Source organism: Vibrio sp. (assembly GCF_984391705.1).
In genome coordinates this window covers 13,487-38,629 of the sequence record NZ_CFHWOM010000026.1, presented here as the reverse complement: position 1 = coordinate 38,629, position 25,143 = coordinate 13,487, and the positions used below count along the sequence as shown (strand labels likewise).

Here is a 25,143-nt window from a genome sequence, read left to right as displayed (position 1 = left end):
AGGCTCCTTTTTTAGAATTGAGATAGCTTGTCGTATCGAGAGTCTTTTAGCGCATCTTTCACACGTTTTAAGTTTTCTCTAAAACCAGTTCCACGTCGTAATGTAAAGCCTGTTGCTAACACATCAATGACCGTCATTTGTACTACGCGACTCGCCATAGGCATGTAAACGTCAGTATCTTCTGGTACATCAAGAGAAATGGACAGAGAGCTTGCTTTATCAAGCGGCGAGTCCTTCGCAGTAATCGCAATGACTGTTGCACCATTCTCGCGAGCAAGGTTCGCGATTTCAACCAAACTCTTTGTTCGTCCAGTATGAGAAACCAAAACAATCACATCGTTGTCGGTACAGTTGATGCAGCTCATGCGTTGCATCACGATATCTTCGAAACAAGTAATTGGAATATTGAAGCGAATAAATTTGTTTTGCGCGTCTTTTGCCACAGCTGACGATGCACCTAAGCCGAAAAACGAAATACGCTTCGCTTGAGTCAGTAGATCAACGGCACGGTTAATCTGCATCGAGTCGAGGCTGTTTTTAGCGACATCTAAACACGCCATTGTGGATTCGAAAATCTTATGGGTGTAGGCATCTGGGCCGTCGTCTTCTTCTACGTTTCGGTTTACATAAGGAGTACCATTAGCCAAACTTTGCGCCAAGTGAAGCTTAAAGTCTGGGAATCCTTTTGTGTCTAAACGTCGACAGAAGCGATTAACAGTCGGCTCACTAACGTCTGCCATTTTTGCCAGCGTAGCAATACTAGAGTGAATCGCAGTCTGAGGTGAGGCCATAATTACTTCTGCCACTTTGCGCTCTGACTTGCTGAAATTCTCTAGATTTTTCTGAATTTTTTCTAATGTGTTCATAGTGTTCACGAGGGTAAGAGAACAACTCGCCAGATATACCAATCGAGCTTTGTCGAGAGGAAACAAACTGTTCCCTAATAGGTACTCACTATCTAGCGCCATGAAGCCAGTATAAACCTAAGCCATAGGTTTACAGTAACATTTATCCGCTTAAATTGGTGATAATATGACAAGCCTCAAACTAAATTTTGTGAAAACTACACAAATGAATTAATGAGGCTCTGGTTTCATAGCTTGTTTAGCTATTCTTGTTGGTCAAATTACAAGATTTAAGAAAGAAACTTTCATTCTGCGTTGATATTTTCAACGATAGATTCAATTTTCGACATCAACTTAGGTGCTGTTTTGGCAATTTCTCTTTGCTCTTCCAGTACTGAACTGAGTATGTCTCGACCTGTTAACGGGTTCGCAAGCACCACACGGAAAACGATGGTGTTTAATCGGTCCCATTGACTAGGGTTCAATCTGGTTCTGGATACGAATGATTTACCCGTTTCACGTTGGCGCTTCTGAATAAATTTAGTTAACTCATTGAGAAGCTCATTTAGTTCGGCCTTTTGGGTTGCATCGGCTTGCTCGAGAGCTTGGCGAACGTGTTCTGGGACGTAACGGTAAGTCAGTAGACACAACTCAGGTTCAGATACCAGTTCGAAGTCAGGCTGCTGCTTGATAAGCGAAGCAAAGTATTTTGCTTTTTCGATGCTTTGATCAATTAAAAGTTCGTAACCAGGTCGACTAATGATGTGCATAGCCGCATAGACCAGCATTGCCATGCCTGAGCGAGAACCTTCTAGCGTATGGCTACCTAAATCTTTAGAGCCCTTGCGCAGAATATATTGAGCGTGGTGCTCGATAGACTTCATCGCGTCGGGGTTTTTGAACAGCACCATTCCTGCACCCATTGGGATGTACAACTGTTTGTGTGCATCAATCGTGACAGAGTCCGCGAGCTCAACACCATCTAATAACTGGCGATAGTTATTAGACATTAACGTTGCTCCCCCCCATGCAGCATCAATATGAAAGTGGCAGTCTTGATCTGCACAAATTTCAGCAATTTCACGCAGTGGGTCAATGCTGCCTGTTTCTGTGGTGCCAGCAACACCAATGACAGCAAAAGGTTTGATATTTTGAGCTTTAAGCTCTGCAATTTTATCTCTTAGAGCTTGAGGTACGATGCGGTTATTACTATCGGTTTTAACCGCAACAAGACCTTCTTGGCCAATTCCCAATACGTCAGCGGCTTTTTTAAGAGAATAGTGGCCGCGTTCAGAAACTAATACAGCTAATCCTTCATAGCCATAGTGTTTCATCGCCTTAAACAGTCCTGCTTTCTCGACACCTTTAAAGTCACCTTGTGCTCTCAAAGCGTTATTTCGTGCTACCCAAAGCGCGGTAATGTTGGCGATAGTGCCACCAGAACAGAAGGCACCCAGAGAGTGGTTCGCACTGTGCATCCACTTTTGATAGAAGCCATCATCACGCTGATAGATGAGTCGATGAAGCATGCCAAGTACTTGGCGCTCAAGAGGAGTGAATGCCTTAGACGTCTCTATTTTTACCAAGTTTTGGTTCAGGGCTATCATAATTTTTGATAGCGGCATTAAGAAATAAGGCAGAGCTGACGTCATATGGCCAATAAAGCTTGGTGCAGACGTATGAACAGAGTGTGATACAAGGGTATCAAGCAGGTGCTGGGTATGGTCTGAGACAAACTCAGGTTGTTCAGGGATCGCAGCATTGGAGAAGTCTTTTTCGATTTCTCTCAGAGGCTTTTCTTCGGCGACGATATGCTCTCGAAGAAACTTATTTAAGTTACGCGATAACTCTTCGTCAATTTTGGTTAGCGTTGAGTCTGGCCCTTCAGGTACTGTGAAGATTCGGAGTAGGCTCTCGAAGCTCACATCAGCCGTTTTGTGTTCAGATACCATACAGCTACATTGCTCTAATCTTTTTTGTTGCAAGCGGGACAATCTAAACGAAAACGGGAACAAAGTCCCGTCTTAAATTAGTCAAACTTAGTTTTAACTACGCCAAATTGGTCGCGATTTGTGCGAAATTTCGGCAATAAGTTATTTGCAGTTAATCGACTCTAACTCTTTGATCGCTTTATTATAGCGTTGTAGTGCGGAATCAATCTTTGTAGGGTGGCTTAGCAGATCAGCGAATGCAGAGCGTAACTCGTAATTTTTCTCATGTGGCTTTGATTGGCGGTCATTGAACGTGACTTGAGCTAACTGGCCAAGTTCGTCGCTACGAGAAGCGAGCACTTTAATGTCTTTTTGCTCTAACTGTAACCATGCTTCAACTGGCTGGCCCGAAGCCACTTTTGTAGCATCATTCTCGAGATAATATCTAACAGCTGCGCGATTGAGCTCAAAGTGGTTAACTCGACCATTTAAAAACCAGTCCGAAACTTCTTTTAAATCGGGATATTGTTCAGCAGTCAGTTTTGCTAGATCTTCATACCAATGCAGGGATGCATCGATATAAGCGTCGTATTTCTTGGATAAGCAAGCGTTGTCCGCTGCAAAAGCCATAGATGAAGAGGCACTTAATAGCAGCGCAACGATCAGGCGTTTCATAATGATTCCTTTTGAATAATAGTTATTTTCTATTTCTATCTTGCCATTATCTGGCATTTGAGTAGCTGACTTTAATTTAGTAGTTACTAAAGTAACCAAGGGCATCGCGGTTAATATAGTGAATTTTTAACTCAAATCCTGCGATCTAGCTTGCAAGAGAGACAAAGAACAACATCATTACCGGCACAAGTAGACTCAAGATAAAGCCGCTTACAATAGCGATAGGCACACAACGCACGCCACCAGTGGTTTGTATGACCGGCAGAGTAAAGTCCATTGCCGTCGCCCCAGCATAGCCGATAGCAGTACAAGGCTTTGTTCTAATAAATAATGGGATGAGGACCAGAGCAATCAACTCTCTTAGTAGTTCAATCATGAAAGACGCTCCTCCATAAATTGGACCGAAAGCATCGCCCATTAGAATCCCAGCAAGGGAATACCAACCGAAACCAGAAGACATAGCCAGTGCTTTAAACAGATCAATATCTAGGATTTGGGAGGCGATAACCCCGCCGAGCATCGAACTTGCAATTATGAGTAGCGCGATAATCATTCCATGTTTATTGAGCAGTATTTGACGTAGAGTCAAACCGCTGTTTCGTAACTGGATACCTATGAAGAAGAGCAGTAAGAACAGAATCCATTCGCTAGCAGTATCGACCCAACTTAAATCAAACGGGACGGCTAAACCAATGAGCAAACCACCACCGACTACCAGGATGAGCTTCATGGATTCCATGGCCATGCTCGATAAAGGTAGCTTGTTATTCGCGGTATCTGTTTTGATTGGAAGTAGTTTATCAACTAACGGTAGAACAGCGAGATTCGCCAAGCTCAAGCAAGTGAAGAAAACAGCGGTATACTTCAAAATAACTTGTAGGTTTTGGCCTAGATTATCAAGCGCAGCTAAGCTTAAACCCATCAGCGCCAAAATGACGTAAATAAGGTTAGACGTTGTTGCGTTAATAGTGTCGAGAAGTGACTTTTTTGAAACTGATATTAAATACCCCACGACAAGTGGGGCAAAGATAAACAACATCCCTGAGAACATGATACTTCCTGTGTATTACAATCCACTCGCGCTGATTAGCTCGTCTATTTGCGCGTTGAACTCAATATCACTTAAATTACTGAGTTTGTACAGTATATCTGCACCTGTAACATCAAATTCTACCGTATGTTCGTCTATGTTTTCGTCTTGACGACGGAACATTAGGATGTGATTAGCGATTCTAGCAAGGTCTAAATAGCTGACAGCTTTTTCTGATGCTTTGATGGCGTGATTGGATGCCACTTCCAAGAAGTCTTCATCGAACCCCCAACTCTCTAGTACCAGCTTGCTTGCGTTCGAGCATTGGTTATCAAAGATCTGAAAAGCGATATCTTCGTTTAGGTAATTGCCATTCTCTAAGTAGTGGTGATATTCATTAACAATACAGAACAAGCCGATATCGGCTAACAGGCCTGTCAGTAGTGCTTTATCTGATTCTAAGTGAGCATAAGAGCGAGAGCCGCTCTCACGGAATCCTCTAGCGACTAACACCATAGTTGCTGCAAGTTCTCTCGAATTCATAGCACTTTGAACAAGAATCTTATTACACGAACCACTTAGATTAACCGAGTGTTTAAGTTGTTCGATTGCTTGAGCGGTAACGATATCTCGGACACGAAGAATACCCAAACGGGAAACGGCAGTGACCAAATCCGTGCACGTGATATTTCGACGATTGAAAATGACCGAGTTAGCGACTCGTATAACAATTGCAGCTAGACCTGGGTCTTCAAGTAATGAGTCAGCGACATCTGCAACCGTCGTAGTATCTTGAGTACACAAACGTTGAATCTTTAGAACTACGTCAGGTATTGGGGGTAGAGAGATCTTTTTGCTAGCAATCGAATGTTCAATCAGCTGAGAAAACTCTGACTCGATGCCTTTAATCAATAGATCTTTATTCTGTGGAAGCCAGTAAAACGCTAGATGATTCATACAATAATAGAGAGTGAATTTAACTTTTACAGTGTAACGTTTCTTGACGTATTTAAGCAAACAATTGCTTTCTAATATTGATATTTTTCGTAATGATTTTTTAGTATGCATTAACCATTTTATTTGTATGGTTAATGAGCTGGGCGTGATTGACTTCTCATTAAAATCTTATTTAAGTTCAATCGATGTGACCTATGCACAGACTTATTTCGTTTCGTTAACTATCATTTGAATACTTACTGAGGTTAAACAAACAATACTATTAATTCTATAGTTTAGCCGTCAGGTTTTTCGCTTATAACTGCTGCTATCTGGTGATCATAAATAATCGGGGTTTCGATATTTGAAGGATCAATGGATATGACAGAGCAACATTTTATTCAGTACGTAAACAAGTTTGGTACGTTTCAAAAGCGTTCGATGTTTGGTGGAACAGGATTGTTCAGGGAAGATGCCATGTTCGCTTTGCTAAGTGCAGACAAAATCTTTATTCGTGGTGGGGACCAATTGGATAAAGAGTTTTCGACGCTTGGTTGTGAAAAGTACCGCCACGTAAAAAAACAAACCACAGCTACTGTAAATTATTATGATATTACAGTGTTGTTTGAAGAGCGCAGCGAGCGTCTCGATGAACTGGTTCATCAGTCGATAGAGTTTTCTGTATCTGAGAGACAGTTCAAGCGTTCAGCAGCGAATCGACGCTTGCGTGATTTGCCGAACATGCAGCTCACTTTGGAGCGCATGGTCAAGAAAGCTGGTATCGATGACGTTGAAACCTTTATGGAGTTGGGTGCTCCGGCAGTATTTTCTAAGGTTCAGCAGGCTTATGGCAATGATGTCGATGTCAAATTGCTATGGAAATTCGCTGGAGCGATTGAAGGTATTCACTGGAAATTGATTCAAGAGCCGCGTAAGCGCCAGCTACTTGCTGGATGCCAATAGTAATGTGATAACGTCCTAGAGGCGCTGTTCACACATTTGCAACAGAGACGTTATCCAAATATTAAATAATAAAAAACCGAGGGAAACCTCGGTTTTTTTGTATTTCTATATTCAGTACTTTGCTTAGAACTTAAAGCGTGTAGTGAACATTAGCTGATCACCGTACGTATCGTTAATACGCGCTTCACCGCCAATAGAGAAAAGTTCTGTAGAGTGGAATCGAGCGTAAGCAGAACCAATCCAATCTTCTTCACTGTCGATAGAGGTGTAACCAACCTTGCCACCAACTTCCAACTGTGGACCAAGCCACTGACGAACACCTAGGTTTAGCTCAAGACCTGTGTCTGTGCCACTTGAATCTTCGGTGTCGACAAGACGGAAAAGCATCTCACCAGTAAAGTCAGCCCAGTTATTGATTGGGGCGTGGAAACCGAAGCCAGCGCCAGCGTCAAAGTCACCTTCGAATTCAGAGTCTATACGGCCAATCACGTGCGCGTTAGGGTGAACGGTTTTGCTCATTGCAGCACCAAACGTCACTGGACTAGCACCGATACGCGCTTCAACGTAGTCGTAGCTAAAGTTACTCATTACTGTTGGGCTGTTTGGATCAACTTGTGCAAAAGATTGACCAGATGCTAGCACTAATGCTGCTGCTAAGATTGTTTTACGCATAAGGACGATAAACCTTTATCTTGTTAATTTCCTTGGTCTTAAGCGACGACGCGCCATGACGATAAATCGACATCATAATGCATCCCGGCGATCGCCACTATAAAAATGTCATTGTTTTGTCGTGTTATTGGAGCTATTGCAAGCAATATGCCAAAAGTGCTTACTTACTCACCGTAATTTAAACGATTTTTCGCCATAGCTTCAAAAATTTTCTCTGTGTTAAGTACAGATGCCCAAGGCATTAATTCAGGTTCATTATCAATCATAAACAGAGTGAGTTGTTCCGTGATTACTTTCCGTAACTCCTCGCCTCTCCAGGGCTTAGCGATGTAAAAGTGGAGGCTAGAATTGTTGATTGCTTCAACGGTATCTTCTAGCCCAGCCTGGCCCGTCAGGAGAAGTTTTCGAGTAGCTTTAGTCGTCTCACTCTGGCTAAGCTCAATGAGAAAACTAATACCTGTTTGTTCCGGCATAATGTGGTCGCAGAGAATAAGCGCCAATTTAGTGCCGTCCTGTTCGGCTTCCTCAATGATCTGCTTTGCCTCTTGGACAGATTCTGCCGCTTCTAACGAAAAATGCTCTTCGAAGTCATCCAAATCTTGAACAACGCTATCGAGTACTTCTCGTTCATCGTCGACACATAAGATTAGATATTTGTTCATGTTTGGTTCCTCGTTATTCGTTAGACTGGGCAAACGGCAGCCACACTGACAATGTTGTGAATTGGTCTTGTTGAGATTCTACGGTAATGAATCCGCCATGCTGTCTCACTATTTGTTGGCAGACAGAAAGACCAATGCCTAGGCCAAAATTGCCTTCTTTCTTAGTAGTAAAATTAAGCTCGAAAATTTGCTGCTGTAGTTCTACAGGAATGCCGTGGCCGTTATCTTTGAAGCTAACTACAAACCATTGTCGTCTGTCACGTTGCTTCAATTCAGTGGTGATCGTCAGTTGACCGCGTTGTGGGAAAGCATCAATGGCATTGGAAATAAGATTGGTCCACACTTGCTGGAGCGCGATCGGTAAACAGTAAACAGATTCAGTGGAACAGTAGTTCTTTTCTACTTTATGTACCTTCAGTTTGCTTTCGAAGATCACGAGTGTGTCTTCGATACCTTCATGTATATCAGCATTAAGAAACCTTTCGTCATCTGAGCGTGCATAACCTTTAAGACTTTTTACCATATCAGCGATTCTAAGCGCGCAGACGTTTATAGACCTTAGCGTAGCGCCAGCAAGATGGTAATTTTCTAACTCTTCTAGCTCTTGTAGTAAGTTAGCGTCTCCTTGTTTAGCTTTTGTAAGCCAATCTTGGTCGGTAGAGAGGTTCAGTTTCACTAATTTTTTTGCGACTCTGCGTTGGTGAATCTGCGCATCGACTTGTTTGACTTGATCTCGCTCCTCGGCAGTAGAGCGGGGTGTAGATGTTAATGCTCGAGTTAATACCTCTAAGTTTTGGCGGTTGTCGTCTTTTGTAGGAGAAGAGACTAAAGTCTGTATCTTATTCGTGAGTGTTTCGGTTCCTCTGAGAATGGCCGCGACAGGGTTGTTGAGTTCGTGTGCGACACCGGCTATAAGTTGGCCTAGCATCGCCATTTTTTCTCTTTCGATGAGTTGCTTCTGAGCTGTTTCCAGTGATTCCAAGGTTTTTTGCAGCTCTAGCTTGGTCGTAATGCTTCGTTGCAAACGACGGTTAAAATGACGCAGTAATAGGTTGGTAAAGAGCGGTAGTAGCTCCGTGTTAGAATGCATCACTTCAGCGAACACTTCTCGCTCTAGCTTAATCACTTCTGTAGGTTTTAAGGTAATCGCCGTTGAAAACGACGGTTCCCCAGTAACAAAAGACATCCCCCCAACAATGTTTCCTTGAGTATGTCTCACTACCTCTCTTTGCATGCCTATATCGTCTCTCTTATATAGGGCGACTTCACCTTTGGTGATAAACCAGAGGTAGCGGTTTTCCTCTCCTTCGCGAGTCAATAGGTGCTCAGCAGAATAAGCGCGGCAAGCATGGTTCTCATCTTTCTCTGCGAAAAATGTTAATAAAGCGTCTGTAACTTGTTGGGCGAGTTCACTATCAGACAGGCGATGGTGCTCGCTGATAAAACCCTCTCTATAGGAGCGCATCTTGTTATCAATATGAGCGCGCAATAGACGCTGGTGGTCAAGGATCTGACTATAGGCTAAGAGGTTGTCGGCATCGTTTTCTAAAATAAAGGTAGTCAGTTCTTTTTGGACTGTTTTCCTGACAAGGTTGTCCTGTAAAGGCTTAGTTAAACAATGATCCAAACGACCATCATTAACCGCGGACAAAATGGCTTGAATATCTTGCCCACAACTAATTAGGATCTTGCGCGCCTCTTGGGTGTGGCTCATCTTATCGAGTTGAATGAGAAAATCAGCGCCATTGAAGTTTTCGTGGTGACTCGCAATAACCAAGGCGACAGTCTGTTTCTGTTCGAAACAATAATCCAGCGCAGCATTAGCATCTTCGATGGTATCCGCTGTATGGAGGTCAAAGCGAGTAGCAAAAGGGCTAAGTTCACGGCGCAGTTGTTCTACACTAACGGGATTATTGTCAAGGCACAGGACAGCAAATTGATTCACACTTCGCCACTAATGTTATATGTACATGAATTCACTCTAACAGGCTCTTAGAAAAGTTATTGAGAGCTAGGTATTAGATTGTTCGTTCATTTGCTCTATATGCCAATACTCTGATTTATCTCAATGTTTTTTGGTGTACACTGAATAAAACCCATTATAAAGAAGATAACATGCATCAGCTTAAAAAATATGGCGCGATTGGCGGCGCTATTTCTCTAGCATTATGTTGGCCGCTTGCCGTTGGTCAGATTGGCCAAAACGTGATTTCAGATGGTGTTGACCAGCTCAACACTAGCTCGGTAACGGCAGAAATTGTCAGTTATGAACGAGGTTATTTATCATCAGAGGTTCAGACTCGCTACACGGTGAACGACCCTGAGTTGATTGAACAACTTGCGATTGATGGCTTACCGAATCAGTTTGTCGTTAATAGCCACATTTCCCATGGCTTACTTAGCCTAAAAGCGCATTCTGTTTTAGATAATATGGATGAGTTACCCATAACTCTCGACACGGTTACGCAGTTAAACGGTAATACAGACTTCACGTTAGCGCTGGACTCATGGCATCAAGCGACCGAAGGAAATGATGGTGCAATGGTTTCAATAACTCCGTCACGGCTTACAGGTCACGCGACAGTGCTAGGTGAAATTACCTACGACTTGAGCATCCCATCCATTGAGGTGGACTTTAATTCGGGCGAGAAGCTGCTGATTGCTGATGTTAAGGGCAATGGTCAAGGCCGAAAACAAAATGGTTTTTGGTTGGGAGAGCAGCAAATCAGCGTTGGCGATATGTCAGTCGCTGATTCTGCCCAAATCGAGCTATTCGGCATGAAAAATGCCCAATACGATTTTTCATCCTCTGTTGAAGAAGCTTCTCAGCGTGTAAGTAGCCAGCATGTAGTGGGTGTCGAGGACTTAGTCACCGCAGAAGGTAAAGTTGACAAACTGTCGCTTGATCTTGAGCTAGGCGATCTGGACAGCAACTCGTTTGAGCGCCTTCTGGAGCTGTATCAGAGTAATCCTATTTTGACCGCGGAAGATATTCAAACTGCGATTCCATATGTAGAGACTCTTTTTGCCAAAGGTTTTTATCTGTCCATGAACAAGATGGCGTTAACGCTTGGTGAGAAAGGCGAATTTGAAAGTAAGTGGAAGATTACGGTTCCGCAGGGAACAGATAATGTCACTCAGAACCCAGCGATGATCTTACCGTCTCTTACAGGTAACTTAGATACATTTTTCTCCAATGACCTTGTTGAACAATACCCCTTTATCAAACAAGGGGTAGATGAAGCGATCGTTATGGAGTTTGTCGAGCAAACGGAGAAAGGTTACCAAATTCAAGCTGAGCTAAAAGATGGTAATTTGATTTTCCCTAGTGGTCAGGAAGTGCCTCTCATGGCGTTGCTTCTACCAGCAATGATGCAACCATAAGTTTTGTTTTTCTGCGTTTATTTAGAAAAGAGGTCTTAAGACCTCTTTTCTTACTTTTTATCGTAGAAAAAACGTGGTATTAATCGAGTTAGTTTTAGATAAAGCACGAGCAAGGAAAGTCAGAATGGATAATGTATATAACTTTAGCGCGGGCCCTGCAGGTTTGCCTAAAGCAGTGATGGAGCAAGCGCAAGCCGAATTTATTGATTGGAATGAACTTGGAACTTCAGTGATGGAAATAAGTCACCGCAGTAAAGAGTTTATTAAGGTTGCTGAAGATTCAGAGCAAGATTTGCGCGATCTACTCAATATTCCGGATAACTACAAAGTCCTATTCTGCCAAGGCGGCGCGCGAGCGCAGTTTGCCGCCGTACCTCTAAACCTACTTGGGCAAGCTAAAAAAGCGACTTATATTGATGCTGGCTATTGGGCTGAGAGTGCTATCGACGAAGCGCGTAAGTATTGTGATGTTGACGTATTTGACGCGAAAGCCACTAAAGACGGCAAGACAGCGGTGCGAAGTGCGAGCGAGTGGGTAATTGACTCTGAGTCGGCGTACGTTCATTTTTGTCCGAATGAAACCATTGATGGTGTTGAAATCAGCGAGCTTCCTGTTACCGATAAGCCAATTGTAGCGGACATGTCATCAAACATTTTGTCTCGCCAAATTGATGTCTCTAAGTATGGTGTTATTTACGCTGGTGCGCAGAAGAACATTGGCCCTGCGGGGATTTGTATTGCTATCGTACGCGATGACTTACTTGATTTGGCCCATGAACTTCTTCCAAGTTTTATTAGCTACAAAACCTTGGCAGAGAAAGACTCAATGTTCAATACGCCACCAACATTTGCTTGGTATCTATCAGGCTTAGTTTTCAAATGGTTGAAAGCGCAAGGTGGCGTTGCTGCGATGGAACGAATCAACCAAGAGAAAGCGACTCTATTGTACAACGCAATAGACAGTTCGGATTTCTACCGCAATGAAGTACACCCTGATAACCGTTCTCGTATGAATGTGCCTTTCCAACTTGCTAAGCCAGAACTCGATGGCCTTTTCTTAGAGCAAGCGAAAGAGAAGGGCTTGGTATCTTTGAAAGGTCACAGAGCGGTAGGAGGAATGCGAGCGTCGATCTATAACGCGATGTCTTTGCAAGGCGTACAAGCGTTGGTTGAATTTATGAAAGAATTCGAAGAGAACAACGCTTAATCAAGGTGCGTTCTTTATTGAAGGCCTAGCTATTTAGTTAGGCCTTTTTTGTTTGTTATCGCCGACGAAACGGGTACAAATAGACTAAGCTATTAACTAAGTTATCACTAATGTTCTGGTTAATTGTGACTATTCATCAGCGAAATTTGATGGCGCTTTGTGCAGCTGTTTCGGGCATTCAAATCTTACTGTTAGGTTTTACCTTACCTACTCTAGTTAGTACGGTCCTAATTTGTGGTCTTGTCGGTATGGCGATGAGAACAGCTGAAAAGGACGCAAATGACACACTACAACGTGTTACGACATCGTTGACAGATTCCATTCTCCCAGAATTAGAACAACAAATCCGGTCTGTGCAGCAGCACTCTCATCAAACACTCGCTGACGTGTCGAGTGCATTAGTACGTTTACAGAAATGTCGTGCTGTGTTGGACAAGATCCCCGATAGGGCACCGAAAGATATTAAGCTTGCGCTTAAAGGGATGACGTTAATGCAGAACGAAATGTCGCATTCACTGTCTGAAAGTAAGCACCTTGAGGCGGAAAACAAACAGTTAGTTAAAGGGATGGAGCTGACTCGTAGGGCGTTAAAGCGTGCTCGTTTCTCCCATTGGCAAGAAGAGCACCTACTTGACTCTATTAAATCAAAGCGTATGGATACGTCATTGTAGCTATCTCACTTAATAAAAATCGCAGCCGAAGCTGCGATTTTTACTGATGTTAACGGTGTTTAGGCTTACGGTTTCCGCTAGGCTTACCGTTGTTTCCAGCTTTGCCTGCTCCTGTTGGTTTGCCACCACGGCTATTTTGCGATTTCGAAGCTGGGCCAGAGTTATTTGGGCGTCCCCCTTGAGGCTTCCCGTTTCTTGAGTTTGATTTGCCAGATCCTTTGGCCTCACCGCGATTACCACCGTGCATTTTTTCGAAGCCAGGTTGGCTCTTTGTATGCTTAGTTGCAAAACGCTGTGAACCATGACGGCCTGATTTACGGCGCTGGGCAGGCGTTTTCGCATCAAGGTCTTCAGCTGGGATCAAACAACCAGGTTTATCTCCGATCAAGTGCTTTTTACCCATATTAATCAGGGCTTCACGGATCATTGGCCAGTTAGCTGGATCATGGTAACGCAGCAGCGCTTTATGCAGTCGACGTTGGCGCTCTCCTTTCGCGACAGGCACTTCCTCACGCTTCTTGTATTTCACACGTTTAAGCGGGTTTGTCTCTGAATAGTACATCGACGTTGCGTTACACATTGGCGATGGGTAGAAGTTCTGTACTTGGTCACACTCAAAGTTGTTTTTCTTCAACCACAATGCAAGGTTGAGCATGTCTTCGTCTTCGGTACCTGGGTGCGCTGAGATAAAGTAAGGAATTAAGTACTGCTTCTTACCTGCTTCTTCACTGTACTTCTCAAACATCTCTTTAAACCGATCGTAAGTCCCCATGCCTGGTTTCATCATTAGATCCAGAGGGCCTTTTTCGGTATGTTCGGGAGCGATCTTTAAGTATCCGCCCACGTGATGAGTGACAAGCTCTTTCACGTATTCTGGAGACTCAATAGCAAGGTCGTAACGAACGCCAGAAGCAATCATTACTTTCTTCACACCTTTCACTTTACGCGCGGCACGGTAAAGATCAATGGTGTGTTTGTGGTCGGTATTCAGTTTGTTACAAATACCAGGGAAGACACACGATGGGCGACGGCAGTTCGCTTCGGCTTTCGGATCGCTACAGCCTAAACGGTACATGTTAGCGGTTGGGCCGCCAAGATCAGAAATTGTGCCTGTAAAGCCGGGTACTTTATCGCGGATTTCTTCCAACTCGTTGAGGATAGACTCTTGAGAACGGTTTTGAATGATACGACCTTCGTGCTCAGTAATAGAGCAGAACGAACAGCCACCAAAACAGCCCCGCATGATGTTAACCGACGTTTTGATCATGTCGTAAGCCGGGATTTTCGCTTTACCATACATAGGATGAGGTACGCGAGCGTACGATAAGCCGAATACGTAATCCATCTCTTCCGTTGAAAGCGGAATTGGGGCTTGGTTTACCCAAAGCTCACGATCACCATGACGTTGAATCAATGCACGCCCAGAATAAGGGTTTGTCTCTAAGTGCATGATTCGACTCGCATGAGCGTATAGGATTCTGTCGTTATTGAGCTTTTCAAACGGCGGAATACGTACCGCAGTTGTCGCGGCATCGTGACGAGATGGGCGAATTGTGATCGGCTTTGCTTCAGGTTCTTGTTGCTTAGCTTTGGTATCGCATTGCTCTTCAACCGCATATGGATTGGGCGGGATGAACGCTTCTTTACGTGGTTTCTCGATTCGTGATGAATCAATCACATTGTAGCCTTCTGGAGCGGCAGGAAGGTTTACTGCTGTACCACGTATATTGGTTAATGTAGAGATCTCTTCGCCATCAGCAAGACGGTGAGCAACTTCAACAAGCGCACGTTCAGCGTTACCGAATAACAAGATATCTGCTTTTGCGTCGAACAGCACTGAGCGTCGTACTTTATCTGACCAATAATCGTAGTGCGCCAGACGACGTAAACTTGCTTCGATACCACCGAGAACAATTGGCACGCCTTTGTATGCTTCGCGACAACGTTGAGAATAAACTAAAGTTGCGCGGTCAGGGCGTTTGCCACCTTCGTTGTTTGGCGTGTAGGCATCATCATGACGCAGTTTTCTATCTGCTGTGTAGCGGTTAATCATGGAGTCCATGTTACCGGCGGTAATTCCAAAGAAAAAGTTCGGTTTACCTAACGCCATGAAAGCATCTTTATTGCTCCATTCTGGTTGAGCAATGATCCCTACGCGGAAACCTTGCGCTTCAAGTAAGCGACCAATGATGGCCATACCAAAGCTTGGATGATCGACATACGCGTCACCGGTTACAATAATAATGTCACAGCTATCCCATCCGAGAGCATCCATCTCTTTTCGGCTAGTAGGAAGAAAGGGAGCGGTACCAAAGCACTCTGCCCAATATTTCTTTTGCTCGTGAATAGGTGTGTTTTCGCTGTACATATTTTGCTCTCGGATCCAGGGAGCGCGAATTATAGCGGCTTGGCGCGTATCTATCTAGCCCAACATATCCATAGAATATAGGCGGATTTAATCCCAGGCTTGTTTAATATCGTATGCTTAATCATATGTACAAGTTTTATCGACTATTTGGCGGATTTGTTGAAGAACTCATGTCCTGATTGATCTAAATAGGATAGATTTGTCGTTAATATAATTATTAAACTGGTTTGGTATCTTATGGATGATATCGAAGAAAAGCGCAATCAGTCAGGTGATGCAGCGCTATTTGAACAGCCTATGCATGTTGTTTACGACTGGGAAATGAATCTTGGCCGAGGCATCTTCTCGTGTGATGAAGAAGGGAAAAAGCTCCTATTTGGGGACGTTCTGGACAACATCTCGATAAAGAAATTGATTCAACTGGTCCCTCTTCAGCAAAGAGAAACAATTAAGCACTCTTTTCAACAAGTTCTGCGTGATGGTGAAGACCGTTTTCTGCAATGTACTTTGTTAACTCCTCAGCATCTTTTTGTCTATGTAGAACTCGCTATTTACCGAGTGGACGAAATGCATTTAAAAGGCACTCTTTCACCTTGCTTTATTGTACCTAGTGCTCATGAAGCGGCAGAAATCTTCTATTCAGTTTTTGAAAACTCACATCATGGCGTTTTAGTCACCGATTCTGAAACTCGGATTATGGCTTGCAATCGATATTTTGAGGAAATGACAGGCTATTTGAGGAATGAGATTGTCGGATTGAAAACCAACATATTCAACTCTTCCAACCATGATGATGAGTACTATCGCGAGTTGTGGCACTCCATTGAAAACAAAGGCTATTGGAGTGGTGTGATTTTGTCGCGTAATGCGAAAGGGGGGACATTCCCACAAAGTATTACCATCCAAAAAATATCATTAGGTAAGGGCACTGAGTATTACTTGGGTTTTTGCACAGATTTATCCCAAGAGTTTGCACGTATTGAAGACATGGATTTAGGGGGCGTTGATGTTCTTACTCAACTGCCGACTGCTGAGAGTTTCCTAAATGATCTCGTGGTTAAATGTCGCAGCATTGACCCCAATGCCACTCTATTAGTACTCGCAATTCACCCTCAATTTGATACGCACAGTGGCAAAAAAAGCAAACAACAGTTTGCAAGTTATTTGAAAGAACAAACCAGTGCTGCGTTTTGTGGTTATATGGAGAAAGGTCGTTTTTTGGCTTGTATTCCGGTCACGATAGACAATCCTAGCCACAAAGTCCGCGATATTGCCAAATCTCTAACGACATTCTTTCACTGCTTCAAACATGCCCCCAAAGGCGTCTACGAGGCCGTCAAATCTGGGTTACTTGGAGTTTCGATCTATGGCGTGGATGCGACATCTCCGAGTCGTATGATATCTCACGCTTGTCAGGCAATTCTCGAACTTCACTCCGGAGAGAGCCGACGGATAGCTTTCTATGATCACGACATACACTTGCAAATTGAACGCAAGAAGCGACTGGAAGCTCATGTGCAAAAAGCAATCAGCAACGAAGAAGTGGAAGTGTATTTTCAGCCGATTGTGAATGTCGCTAAGCAAAGAATAGAGAAGTTTGAAGCTTTGTGTCGGTTACCGCCTTTAGAAGGCGAGGAAGTGACGACCGATGAGTACATCCGTATTGCTGAAGATGTCCATAAGGTGGTTTTGCTTGATGATATGGTATGCAGTTTGGCATTTAGACAATATAAGGAATTGAAACAAGCATTTGGAGAACATATTGGTCTCGCGGTAAATCGACGATTAAACAGTAAGTTAGACGTTGTTGATGTGTTGAAACATACTGTTAAGGTGCTTGATAGTGAAGAAATGCCGCCTAATAAGCTAACCATAGAATTTACGGAGAGTGCCTTTCTAGAAAGTGACGTACGTAGCCACCACATATTAAAGATGCTTCGGGATTCAGGCGTTGAAATTGCTGTGGACGACTTTGGGACGGGATGTGCTTCTTTCCACTATTTACCTCAAAGCTACTTAGATTTAATCAAGATCGATAATCGGTTTATTACCAACCTGGAGCCTGAGAGTAATGAGTATTTTACGGTCGATACTCTCGTAAAACTAGCGCATCAGTTCAAAGTGCGTGTAATCGCCGAAGGTGTGGAGACAGAAACCGCATTTAACGTTGCTCGATCTATTGGCGTAGATTACATGCAAGGTTATGTGTTTGCGAAACCAATGCCGATCGAAGAGATCCTTGCACACCCCAATTACCTCTCATGGCCCAATGAAGTCAAAGTGGTGAGTGACCAAACAGTGAGTGAGCTCGTCAACAAACAGTCGCATCACTTGGATCCAGGAGACCCACTGTCTTTAGCTTTTCAGTATTTTGAAGGCATCGAAGAGGACTACTTACCCGTGGTCGATGGGAAGCGTTGTGTGGGTATCGTAGAGCGCTCAGTCATGAACTTACACATGACGCCAAATATGGGAACCGATTTGGAAAACAGCAAGGAACGTGACAACTGGAATAAAAGCGTAAACCGTATGATGACACCTGTTGAAACCAAGTTAGAGTGGACTGAACCATTAACTTGTATCAATGAATTGATCGAACAACAGAAACCTTTTCCTTGGGTATTAGTAGATGAAAATGACGCTTTCAAAGGATTAGTGGAACTAAAGGCGGTATTCCAGTTTGTTGCTCGGCGCTAAATTAATTTATTAAATAGTCAATTAATGCTTAGGTGCTAGGCAAACTCTTGTTCTAAAGTTAAATGTGGGTGACACAACGATAAGGTGAGCAAAGGACGATGCTTCGCGGGCCTAAAGTACTCGATACTAACTTTAGTCAAAGTGCTGACTCAACGTTGATCTCAATTGAATGGACTTGGGATATCAAACATCACAAGTTGGATGTCGATCGACGCGCGTTGGGTCAACTACTTCACTCTCGACTTCCGGAAGTGTCAGGCAATGTCATTTTGTCGTGCTTGGATTATAACGATCAGGCCAAATTTATCGAGCTCATCAAAGAAGCCTGCTCTAGCCAGCAAACATTAACCTATGCATGTTGTATGACCCTCGATGGCGATCAATGTTGCTATGTGAACTTTTCCTTCTCTGGTACAAGCAACTTAACGGTCGAGGGGCATATCACCCCGTTACTTTATTTTTCTGTCTCAACATCCCTGTTTAATGAGTTTTTTCAGCAGTTGTTTGAAAACCCGCACCATGGCGTAGTTTTGCTCAATGGCAGTAAATCCATGTTGGCATGCAATACTTACTTTCTTAATCACACAGGATACAGCGCGCGTGAGCTGTTGATGAAACATGTAAATACTCTTGACTCAGAGAAGCACAGTGAGGAGTTTTACCAAAATATCTGGCGTGAAGTAGAGGAGAAAGGTTACTGGTCCGGTGTCGTCCTGATCAAGCAAGCGCGTGGTAAGACAATTCCACAAGACCTGACCCTTCAGCGAGTAAGTTTTGGTGGGCAGACGTTTTATTTGTGTTACTACCTAGATTTGTCAAAGAACCTATATCGAGTCGCAGATATAGAATTAGGTGGTGTGGAGCTGCTTACCCAATTGCCGACGGAATCTCAATTTACTCATATGGTGGCAAAGCGCTGGATCAGTGAAAATTCAGAAGCGATTAGTATGGTTGTTGCGTTTGTTCCATCGTTCGAGCAGTCCGATGATTTTGAATTGAAATCGACGCTTTCAGAGCACCTTTCACGCAATCGTATCGCTCAGCAAGTGGGCTACATTGGCAATAATCATTTCGTTGCGTGTTTGGAGTGTCCCAAAACAGACTCTCCTGGTCAGGTGCGTATTATCCATCAGACCATCCGCCGCTTTTTTTCGACTCTGAACCATTCCGCAGGGAAAGTCATTCATCGCGCAATCTTAAAAGGTAAGGTCGGGGTTTCTGTGCTAGGGCATGATACCTATAACCCTAAACTGTTGGTCAGTCATGCTGTTCAGGCCCTATTGGAGCAGAGCAACAACAGCCAAGGGCAAATCACTTTTTATCATGGAGCGATTCATAAAGAAGTATTACGTCGAAAAGAGCTTGAAGAGTGGGCGACAAAATTGATCAAGTCGCAGAGTATTGAAGTGTACTATCAGCCCATTGTTGATGTAAGAACGTGGGATATTGTTAAGTTTGAGGCTTTAAGCCGTTTTAAAGGCCCGAATGGTCAGCTTCTCAATACTCAGGAAATGGTGACAATAGCAGAAGATCTTGATTTAGTTTCAGATTTAGATTGGTGTGTGGGCAAAAAAGCGTTGGAAGAGCTTACCGAAATTCAGGAAAGGTTTGGCGCTAAACTCGGTGTCACAATTAACCGTTCACTCAATACAAAACTGGAAGTGGATGAAGTGTTACAAAGCGCGGAATCGTTGATTTATCAATACGCAAAGACACCAGATTTAGTCACCATCGAACTGACCGAAAGTGCCTACTTTGACAGTGAATCTCGCCAGTCTTCGTTGATTAGAAACATACGCCGTAAAGGCGTAAGTATCGCGATTGATGATTTTGGTACTGGCTATAGTTCGTTTAGTTATCTCAGCGACTCTAACTTTGACTTATTGAAAATCGATAGAGAGTTTGTAGTCGATATTAAGATTGGCTCCCATAAGTACTTTATCGTCAAAATGATTACAGAACTTGCGCATACCCTGAGTGTAAAAGTTGTCGCTGAAGGCGTAGAGACTCGCCATGAGCTCGAAGTTTTATGCGGGCTAGGGGTCGATTTTATTCAAGGCTACTTTTTCTCTAAACCACTACCAATGCAAGAGTTAGAGAAAGCTTGGGGTTACTACGATAAACTGGAAGACTTTCTTAGCCGTACTTCTAGTATGCGCAAAGTAGGTATCTTAAGTATCACTCAAACCCATATCCCAACGTTAGAGCCAAGGGATACGCTGGAGCGAGCGCTCATGCTGTTTGAATCGGGCCATTATAACCTCCAAGTAGTGCCCATCATTGATGGCCAAACCTGCTTGGGGATTGTAGGCAGGAAAGAGCTTAACTACCACATCACCCCAACATTAGGTACCAAGCTAGAAACCACGCGAGATTTGACTATTGCTAAGAAACGCCTAAACCAGGTGATGCAGCCGGACGTATACAAAGTCTCGTATCAAACAAAGCTCATCGAGATCTCAGACATTATCCGCAGCGGGATTAAACTTCCCTGGATAGTCGAGAATGAGTTGGGAGAGTACCTCGGCATCGTAACTACGCAAGATGTGTTGAACTACTTTGCGAGTCTGCGCTAATCGCTAAGCTAACACCCAAGCGGTAAGTTTGTTATTATCCGCTCCCATCAAATTCAAATAGAAAGTTACATCATGTTGCAGCAATTATTAGCCGTGGCCGCTCCGATGCTTCTGGGTGCACAGCTTATTTTGACTCTTATTCTTATCAAAGGTGATATCTGCCCAGGTCAACGTGGCCGTATTCACAAAGTGCTTCCAGCGATCGCAGTACTTTGGCTTGCTGTTGCCTCTCTAAAAATCGAAGCAATGATGGTTGTGTTTGCCATCGCGTATTTTTACTCTCAGGTGCAGACTAAGAAGACGCGCGATCAAGGGCCAATTTGGGTGATGTATCTTGCCAATGGTCTAGCTCTCTCTTACGTAGCGATCATGATTGTAGAGCAAGGGAGTGTGGCTGGTGGGATTAATGTTTTCGCACAATTATTACTATTAGGGGCGTTGTTTGCTCACCTATTGTTGACGGTTGCTAGAACGCGTTTACAAGCATTTCATCGTATTCTCCCTGTTTCAGGCGTTATTTCAGCGATGCTGATGACGGTCGCAATTGGGCTCAAAGCCGCTTCTTTGGATGAGCAAGTACTCACACAAGTTATGCAGCCACTTCTAATTGGGTTTGGTCTGATGATTGCAGCAGTGGTGGTTTGGTGCTGGCATATGCTGCTTTCACGAGATGTGAGTAAGCCGCAGTTGGGTTTCGCGCTTGCAGTTATGATGCTAGCGGTAACATCAAATCAAGCGTTGTTTGCACTTTAGATCAGCCTCACTTTTCTTTTGCTGATTTATAGCTAGTCTTGTTGGTAGATGTACTAAAAAGGAGCACGGCTATGGATCTGAGTAATGTGAGCAGCTTAGATAGCATCATTCTGCTTGGTATTGTTAACGAAAAGCTAAGGCTGGAATGTGATAGCTTTGAAGAACTGGTAAGTATGTACGAAATGGATGTGGAGTCTGTCGTTGGCAAGCTCGATGTGCTCGGCTACCAATATGATCCATTAACCAATCAGTTTAAGTCATACCCAAGATAATGTTAAAGGAGGCATATGCCTCCTTTTTTATACGGTTTTTATGCCATCCAAATGGCTTTTCGATTGCTGACGAGCGGTAGTGAAAAACGCTTGTAGGTAGTGTTTATCTTTGTCCGAATGGCGCGTTGCGGCAAACAGCCTTCGCCATAGCCCTTGGCCGAGTGGGATGCTGGTAATAAGGCCCTGGCGGGAAAACTCGCTAATTGCCCAGTTTGGTAGTGCTGCGACGCCAAGCCCTGCTGAAACCATCTGAATCAGCATCAGAGTATTGTCTGCTTGCTTCCATTTCGCGGGCTCGATACCAGCAGGTTGAAGAAAGTGCTTAACCACGTCAAGACGACTTTTCTGTACTGGGTAGGAAAGCATGGTTTGATCCGATAGGTCTTCTGGCTCAATAAACGCTTTACTTGCTAAAGGGTGAGTCGTCGATGTGACCAAGCGCATTTCAAAGTCAAACAATGGCTCATAATGCACCTCTGAACGTGGCGCGATATCGGAGGTGATGACTAAATCGAGCTCACCTCCAACCAGTGCCGGTAAAGGTTCAAAACCAAACCCAGAAGAAAAATCTAGTGCGACACTTGGCCAAGTGACTTGATATTCACGCAGCGCCGGCATCAACCACTGAAAGCATGAATGGCACTCGATGGCCATGTGGAGTCGTCCATTCACATCCTCTTTCAGGCTCGCTAGTTCATTTTCTGCTTTTGCTAAACGGGGCAGCAAATCATCGGCAAGTCTTAACAATATCTTGCCTTCCGACGTGAATTTCACCGGCCGAGTTTTACGTAAAAACAGCTGTCCTCCAATTCGTGCTTCCAAATCTTTTATCTGGTGCGAGAGGGCAGATTGCGTTAGGTGCAATGTCGTTGCAGTGGCAGTCAATGAGCCGGTATCACGCAAAGTGGTTAATGTTTTTAGGTGCTTTAGCTCTATCATGAAATCCCTTCAGGCTGAGTTTGTTAGCATGAGTATTTTTAACTTACGCTGTTTTCTAGGATGTGTAAACATCTAGACGTCTAAAATATTTTGCGTGTTAGATTTGAAACAAGCTTCAACTGAATTCTTCAAACATGAAGAAAATTAATAAACAAGTTGAATATTTGGAGATTGTTCGGTCAGGAGATTAGCGAGATAGTTTAGCCATCCAGACATCTTAGGGTGTGCTGAACTAAATTATCAAATCGTTAAGAATCAGAATGACAGGACGAATCACATGACAACAACGACTCATATACTTGGCTATCCGCGCATTGGTGAAAAACGAGAACTAAAATTTGCACTTGAGAAATATTGGCGAGGTGAGATTGATCAAGCCGAGCTAAGATCAGTGGGCACGGATTTGCGTGCGAACAACTGGAATACCCAGCAGCAAGCCGGCTTAGACTTTGTAACAGCTGGAGATTTCGCTTGGTATGACCATGTACTCACGACCACTTTGTTACTAGGTCATGTACCAAAGCGCCATCGTTCAGGTTTTCCTGATTTAGATACGCTGTTTAAGGTCGGTCGTGGTCAGTCGCAAGACAGTTGTGGTTGCTCTGGAAGTGCTGCTTCGGATATGACGAAGTGGTTTAATACCAATTACCACTATATCGTTCCAGAATTTAGCCAAGACGATAAGTTCGAAGTCAGTTGGCCGCAGCTGTTTGAAGAAGTGAACGAAGCAAGCAAAGCCGGTCATAAGGTTAAACCCGTTCTACTAGGCCCAATTAGCTACTTGTATTTGGGGAAAGAAGTTGATGAAGGCTTTGATCGATTAACATTGTTGCCTCGCTTGCTCACCGCCTACCAAGCGATTTTGGCTAAGCTTGTTAAGCAGGGAGTCGAGTGGGTCCAAATCGATGAACCCGTTTTAGCTTTGGAGCTGGATAAACCTTGGTTGGACTCTTTCAAGTTGGCTTATCAGGTGATTCGGACTGATGTAAAAGTGCTGCTTACCACTTACTTTGACTCGGTTCTTGATAGCTTGGATAAAATTATTGAGCTTGATGTTGATGGTCTACACATTGATCTCTCAGCATCACCAGATCAGCTCGATCAAGTGGTAAATAAGTTGCCTGCAGACTGGGTGCTCTCTACTGGTGTGGTTAACGGACGTAACGTATGGAGAGCGGATCTAAGTGCTCAGCTGGCTATACTCCAGCCGTTGAAAGACAGTTTGGGCGATAGGCTTTGGGTGGCGAGCTCGTGTTCGTTGTTACACAGCCCCGTTGATCTAACTCTTGAGACTGAGCTGTCTGAAGAAGTGCGCAGTTGGTTTGCGTTCGCGAAGCAGAAAGTTACCGAAGTCGCTTTGCTTGGCAAAGCGTTAGATGGCGATCAAGACGCGATTTTGGCGTGTGATACCTATAGCGCACCCATTCAAGCGAGAAAAACGGCGACGCACGTTAATAAACCTCAGGTACAGGCACGCCTAAATGCGATAACCCACCAGCTGGCGGAGCGCAGTGCTCCTTATGTTGAGCGTGTAGCTCATCAACGTGAAGTATTGGGGTTGCCCCTATTTCCGACCACAACCATCGGTTCTTTCCCACAAACCAGCGAAATTCGAGTGCAACGTAGCGCGTTTCGTTCAGGTCAGTTGTCATCAGCGGAATACGAAGTGGCATTAAAAGGACATATTGAAGATGCTGTTAAACGTCAAGAAGCGTTAGATCTGGATGTCTTAGTGCATGGGGAAGCTGAGCGTAATGATATGGTGGAATATTTTGCAGAAAACTTAGCGGGCTTCCAAACCACCAAATTTGGCTGGGTGCAGAGTTATGGTTCTCGCTGTGTTAAGCCTGCAATCGTAGTGGCAGACATTGAGCGCGAGAAGCCTATTACTGTCGGTTGGTCGACTTATGCTCAATCGCTCACTTCTAAACAAATGAAAGGTATGCTGACAGGGCCTGTGACCATTCTATGTTGGACTTTTCCTCGAGAAGACATCACACGCAAACAGATCGCAGAACAACTGGCACTGGCGTTACGTGATGAAGTCTCTGATCTGCAAGAAGCGGGTATCAATATTATCCAGATTGATGAGCCAGCAATTCGAGAAGGTTTGCCGCTGAAAAAGCGCGATCACAAAGCGTATTTGCAGTGGGCTGTCGACGCATTTAAGATTTCTGCTGCCAGCGCAAAACCTGAAACTCAGATCCACACTCACATGTGTTACTCAGAGTTTAACGAAATCATTGATTCGGTTGCTGCACTCGATGCAGATGTGATTACCATTGAAACTTCGCGTTCGAATATGGAACTACTCAAAGCGTTTGAAGAGTTTAACTACCCTAATGAGATAGGCCCCGGTGTGTACGACATTCACTCGCCAAACATACCAACTCAAGAATGGATCGAAGAGTTGATCAATACTGCGGCGAAAAAGCTCCCGGTGGAGCGCTTATGGGTTAACCCTGACTGTGGTCTCAAGACACGTAATTGGGCTGAAACAGAAGCGTCATTGGCCAACATGGTGTCAGCTGCGAAGAAACTACGTAAAGAATTTGCTTAGAT

19 protein-coding genes are annotated in these 25,143 nt (G+C 44.0%); 9 read left to right on the top strand and 10 right to left on the bottom strand.

Annotation, left to right across the window (positions count from 1 at the left end):
* Positions 1–11: 11 nt before the first annotated feature.
* From AC4MRV_RS13705 to AC4MRV_RS13685, 5 genes are all read right to left on the bottom strand, one after another.
* Positions 12–866, bottom strand: coding sequence for a MurR/RpiR family transcriptional regulator (locus AC4MRV_RS13705; protein ID WP_491187891.1), 855 nt, complete (start codon positions 864–866; stop codon positions 12–14).
* 284 nt (positions 867–1,150) lie between these two features.
* On the bottom strand, positions 1,151–2,797 hold the full coding sequence (panP, locus tag AC4MRV_RS13700) for a pyridoxal-dependent aspartate 1-decarboxylase PanP (RefSeq protein ID WP_491187890.1): 1,647 nt from the start codon (positions 2,795–2,797) through the stop codon (positions 1,151–1,153).
* Between the two features lie 141 nt (positions 2,798–2,938).
* Positions 2,939–3,451: a hypothetical protein gene (locus AC4MRV_RS13695; RefSeq protein WP_491187889.1), complete on the bottom strand. Its 513-nt coding sequence runs from the start codon at positions 3,449–3,451 to the stop codon at positions 2,939–2,941.
* 145 nt (positions 3,452–3,596) lie between these two features.
* Positions 3,597–4,502: a LysO family transporter gene (locus tag AC4MRV_RS13690; RefSeq protein WP_491187888.1), complete on the bottom strand. Its 906-nt coding sequence runs from the start codon at positions 4,500–4,502 to the stop codon at positions 3,597–3,599.
* A gap of 15 nt (positions 4,503–4,517) precedes the next feature.
* Positions 4,518–5,438 (bottom strand): HDOD domain-containing protein, encoded by a 921-nt coding sequence (locus AC4MRV_RS13685; RefSeq protein WP_491187887.1) that lies wholly within the window; start codon positions 5,436–5,438, stop codon positions 4,518–4,520.
* A gap of 354 nt (positions 5,439–5,792) precedes the next feature.
* Between AC4MRV_RS13685 and AC4MRV_RS13680 the strand changes: the two genes are divergently transcribed.
* Positions 5,793–6,380, top strand: coding sequence for a TfoX/Sxy family DNA transformation protein (locus AC4MRV_RS13680; RefSeq protein ID WP_491187886.1), 588 nt, complete (start codon positions 5,793–5,795; stop codon positions 6,378–6,380).
* 123 nt (positions 6,381–6,503) lie between these two features.
* Here the strand turns inward: AC4MRV_RS13680 and AC4MRV_RS13675 are convergent, their stop codons facing one another.
* From AC4MRV_RS13675 to AC4MRV_RS13665, 3 genes are all read right to left on the bottom strand, one after another.
* Positions 6,504–7,052 (bottom strand): hypothetical protein, encoded by a 549-nt coding sequence (locus AC4MRV_RS13675; protein ID WP_491187885.1) that lies wholly within the window; start codon positions 7,050–7,052, stop codon positions 6,504–6,506.
* Between the two features lie 164 nt (positions 7,053–7,216).
* Positions 7,217–7,714: a response regulator gene (locus AC4MRV_RS13670; RefSeq protein WP_491187884.1), complete on the bottom strand. Its 498-nt coding sequence runs from the start codon at positions 7,712–7,714 to the stop codon at positions 7,217–7,219.
* Positions 7,715–7,727: 13 nt separating this feature from the next.
* Positions 7,728–9,659, bottom strand: a complete 1,932-nt coding sequence (locus tag AC4MRV_RS13665; protein ID WP_491187883.1) for an ATP-binding protein — start codon at positions 9,657–9,659, stop codon at positions 7,728–7,730.
* Between the two features lie 170 nt (positions 9,660–9,829).
* Here AC4MRV_RS13665 and AC4MRV_RS13660 point away from each other — a divergent pair, with 170 nt between their 5' ends.
* The 3 genes from AC4MRV_RS13660 (at position 9,830) to AC4MRV_RS13650 (ending at position 12,976) form a co-directional block, all read left to right on the top strand.
* Positions 9,830–11,098 carry a DUF945 family protein gene (locus AC4MRV_RS13660; protein WP_491187882.1) on the top strand — a complete coding sequence of 423 codons (1,269 nt, stop codon included), beginning with the start codon at positions 9,830–9,832 and terminating at the stop codon, positions 11,096–11,098.
* A 124-nt stretch (positions 11,099–11,222) separates the two neighbouring features.
* Positions 11,223–12,305: a 3-phosphoserine/phosphohydroxythreonine transaminase gene (gene serC, locus AC4MRV_RS13655; protein ID WP_491187881.1), complete on the top strand. Its 1,083-nt coding sequence runs from the start codon at positions 11,223–11,225 to the stop codon at positions 12,303–12,305.
* Positions 12,306–12,415: 110 nt separating this feature from the next.
* Positions 12,416–12,976, top strand: a complete 561-nt coding sequence (locus AC4MRV_RS13650) for a hypothetical protein (RefSeq protein WP_491187880.1) — start codon at positions 12,416–12,418, stop codon at positions 12,974–12,976.
* Positions 12,977–13,025: 49 nt separating this feature from the next.
* Here AC4MRV_RS13650 and AC4MRV_RS13645 read toward each other — a convergent pair whose 3' ends face one another.
* On the bottom strand, positions 13,026–15,344 hold the full coding sequence (locus AC4MRV_RS13645) for a YgiQ family radical SAM protein (RefSeq protein ID WP_491187879.1): 2,319 nt from the start codon (positions 15,342–15,344) through the stop codon (positions 13,026–13,028).
* A 237-nt stretch (positions 15,345–15,581) separates the two neighbouring features.
* Between AC4MRV_RS13645 and AC4MRV_RS13640 the strand changes: the two genes are divergently transcribed.
* The 4 genes from AC4MRV_RS13640 (at position 15,582) to AC4MRV_RS13625 (ending at position 21,642) form a co-directional block, all read left to right on the top strand.
* A complete protein-coding gene (locus AC4MRV_RS13640; RefSeq protein ID WP_491187878.1) occupies positions 15,582–18,041 on the top strand; it encodes a bifunctional diguanylate cyclase/phosphodiesterase in 2,460 nt (819 codons plus the stop codon).
* Between the two features lie 98 nt (positions 18,042–18,139).
* Positions 18,140–20,617, top strand: a complete 2,478-nt coding sequence (locus tag AC4MRV_RS13635; RefSeq protein ID WP_491187877.1) for an EAL domain-containing protein — start codon at positions 18,140–18,142, stop codon at positions 20,615–20,617.
* 72 nt (positions 20,618–20,689) lie between these two features.
* Complete coding sequence (locus AC4MRV_RS13630) at positions 20,690–21,370, top strand: HI_1241 family integral membrane domain (RefSeq protein ID WP_491187876.1); 681 nt, start codon at positions 20,690–20,692, stop codon at positions 21,368–21,370.
* 71 nt (positions 21,371–21,441) lie between these two features.
* Complete coding sequence (locus tag AC4MRV_RS13625) at positions 21,442–21,642, top strand: DUF4250 domain-containing protein (protein ID WP_491187875.1); 201 nt, start codon at positions 21,442–21,444, stop codon at positions 21,640–21,642.
* A gap of 27 nt (positions 21,643–21,669) precedes the next feature.
* Here AC4MRV_RS13625 and metR read toward each other — a convergent pair whose 3' ends face one another.
* Positions 21,670–22,581, bottom strand: coding sequence for an HTH-type transcriptional regulator MetR (metR, locus tag AC4MRV_RS13620; RefSeq protein ID WP_491187874.1), 912 nt, complete (start codon positions 22,579–22,581; stop codon positions 21,670–21,672).
* A 277-nt stretch (positions 22,582–22,858) separates the two neighbouring features.
* Here metR and metE point away from each other — a divergent pair, with 277 nt between their 5' ends.
* Positions 22,859–25,141 carry a 5-methyltetrahydropteroyltriglutamate--homocysteine S-methyltransferase gene (metE, locus tag AC4MRV_RS13615; RefSeq protein WP_491187873.1) on the top strand — a complete coding sequence of 761 codons (2,283 nt, stop codon included), beginning with the start codon at positions 22,859–22,861 and terminating at the stop codon, positions 25,139–25,141.
* The last annotated feature ends 2 nt before the right edge of the window (positions 25,142–25,143 follow it).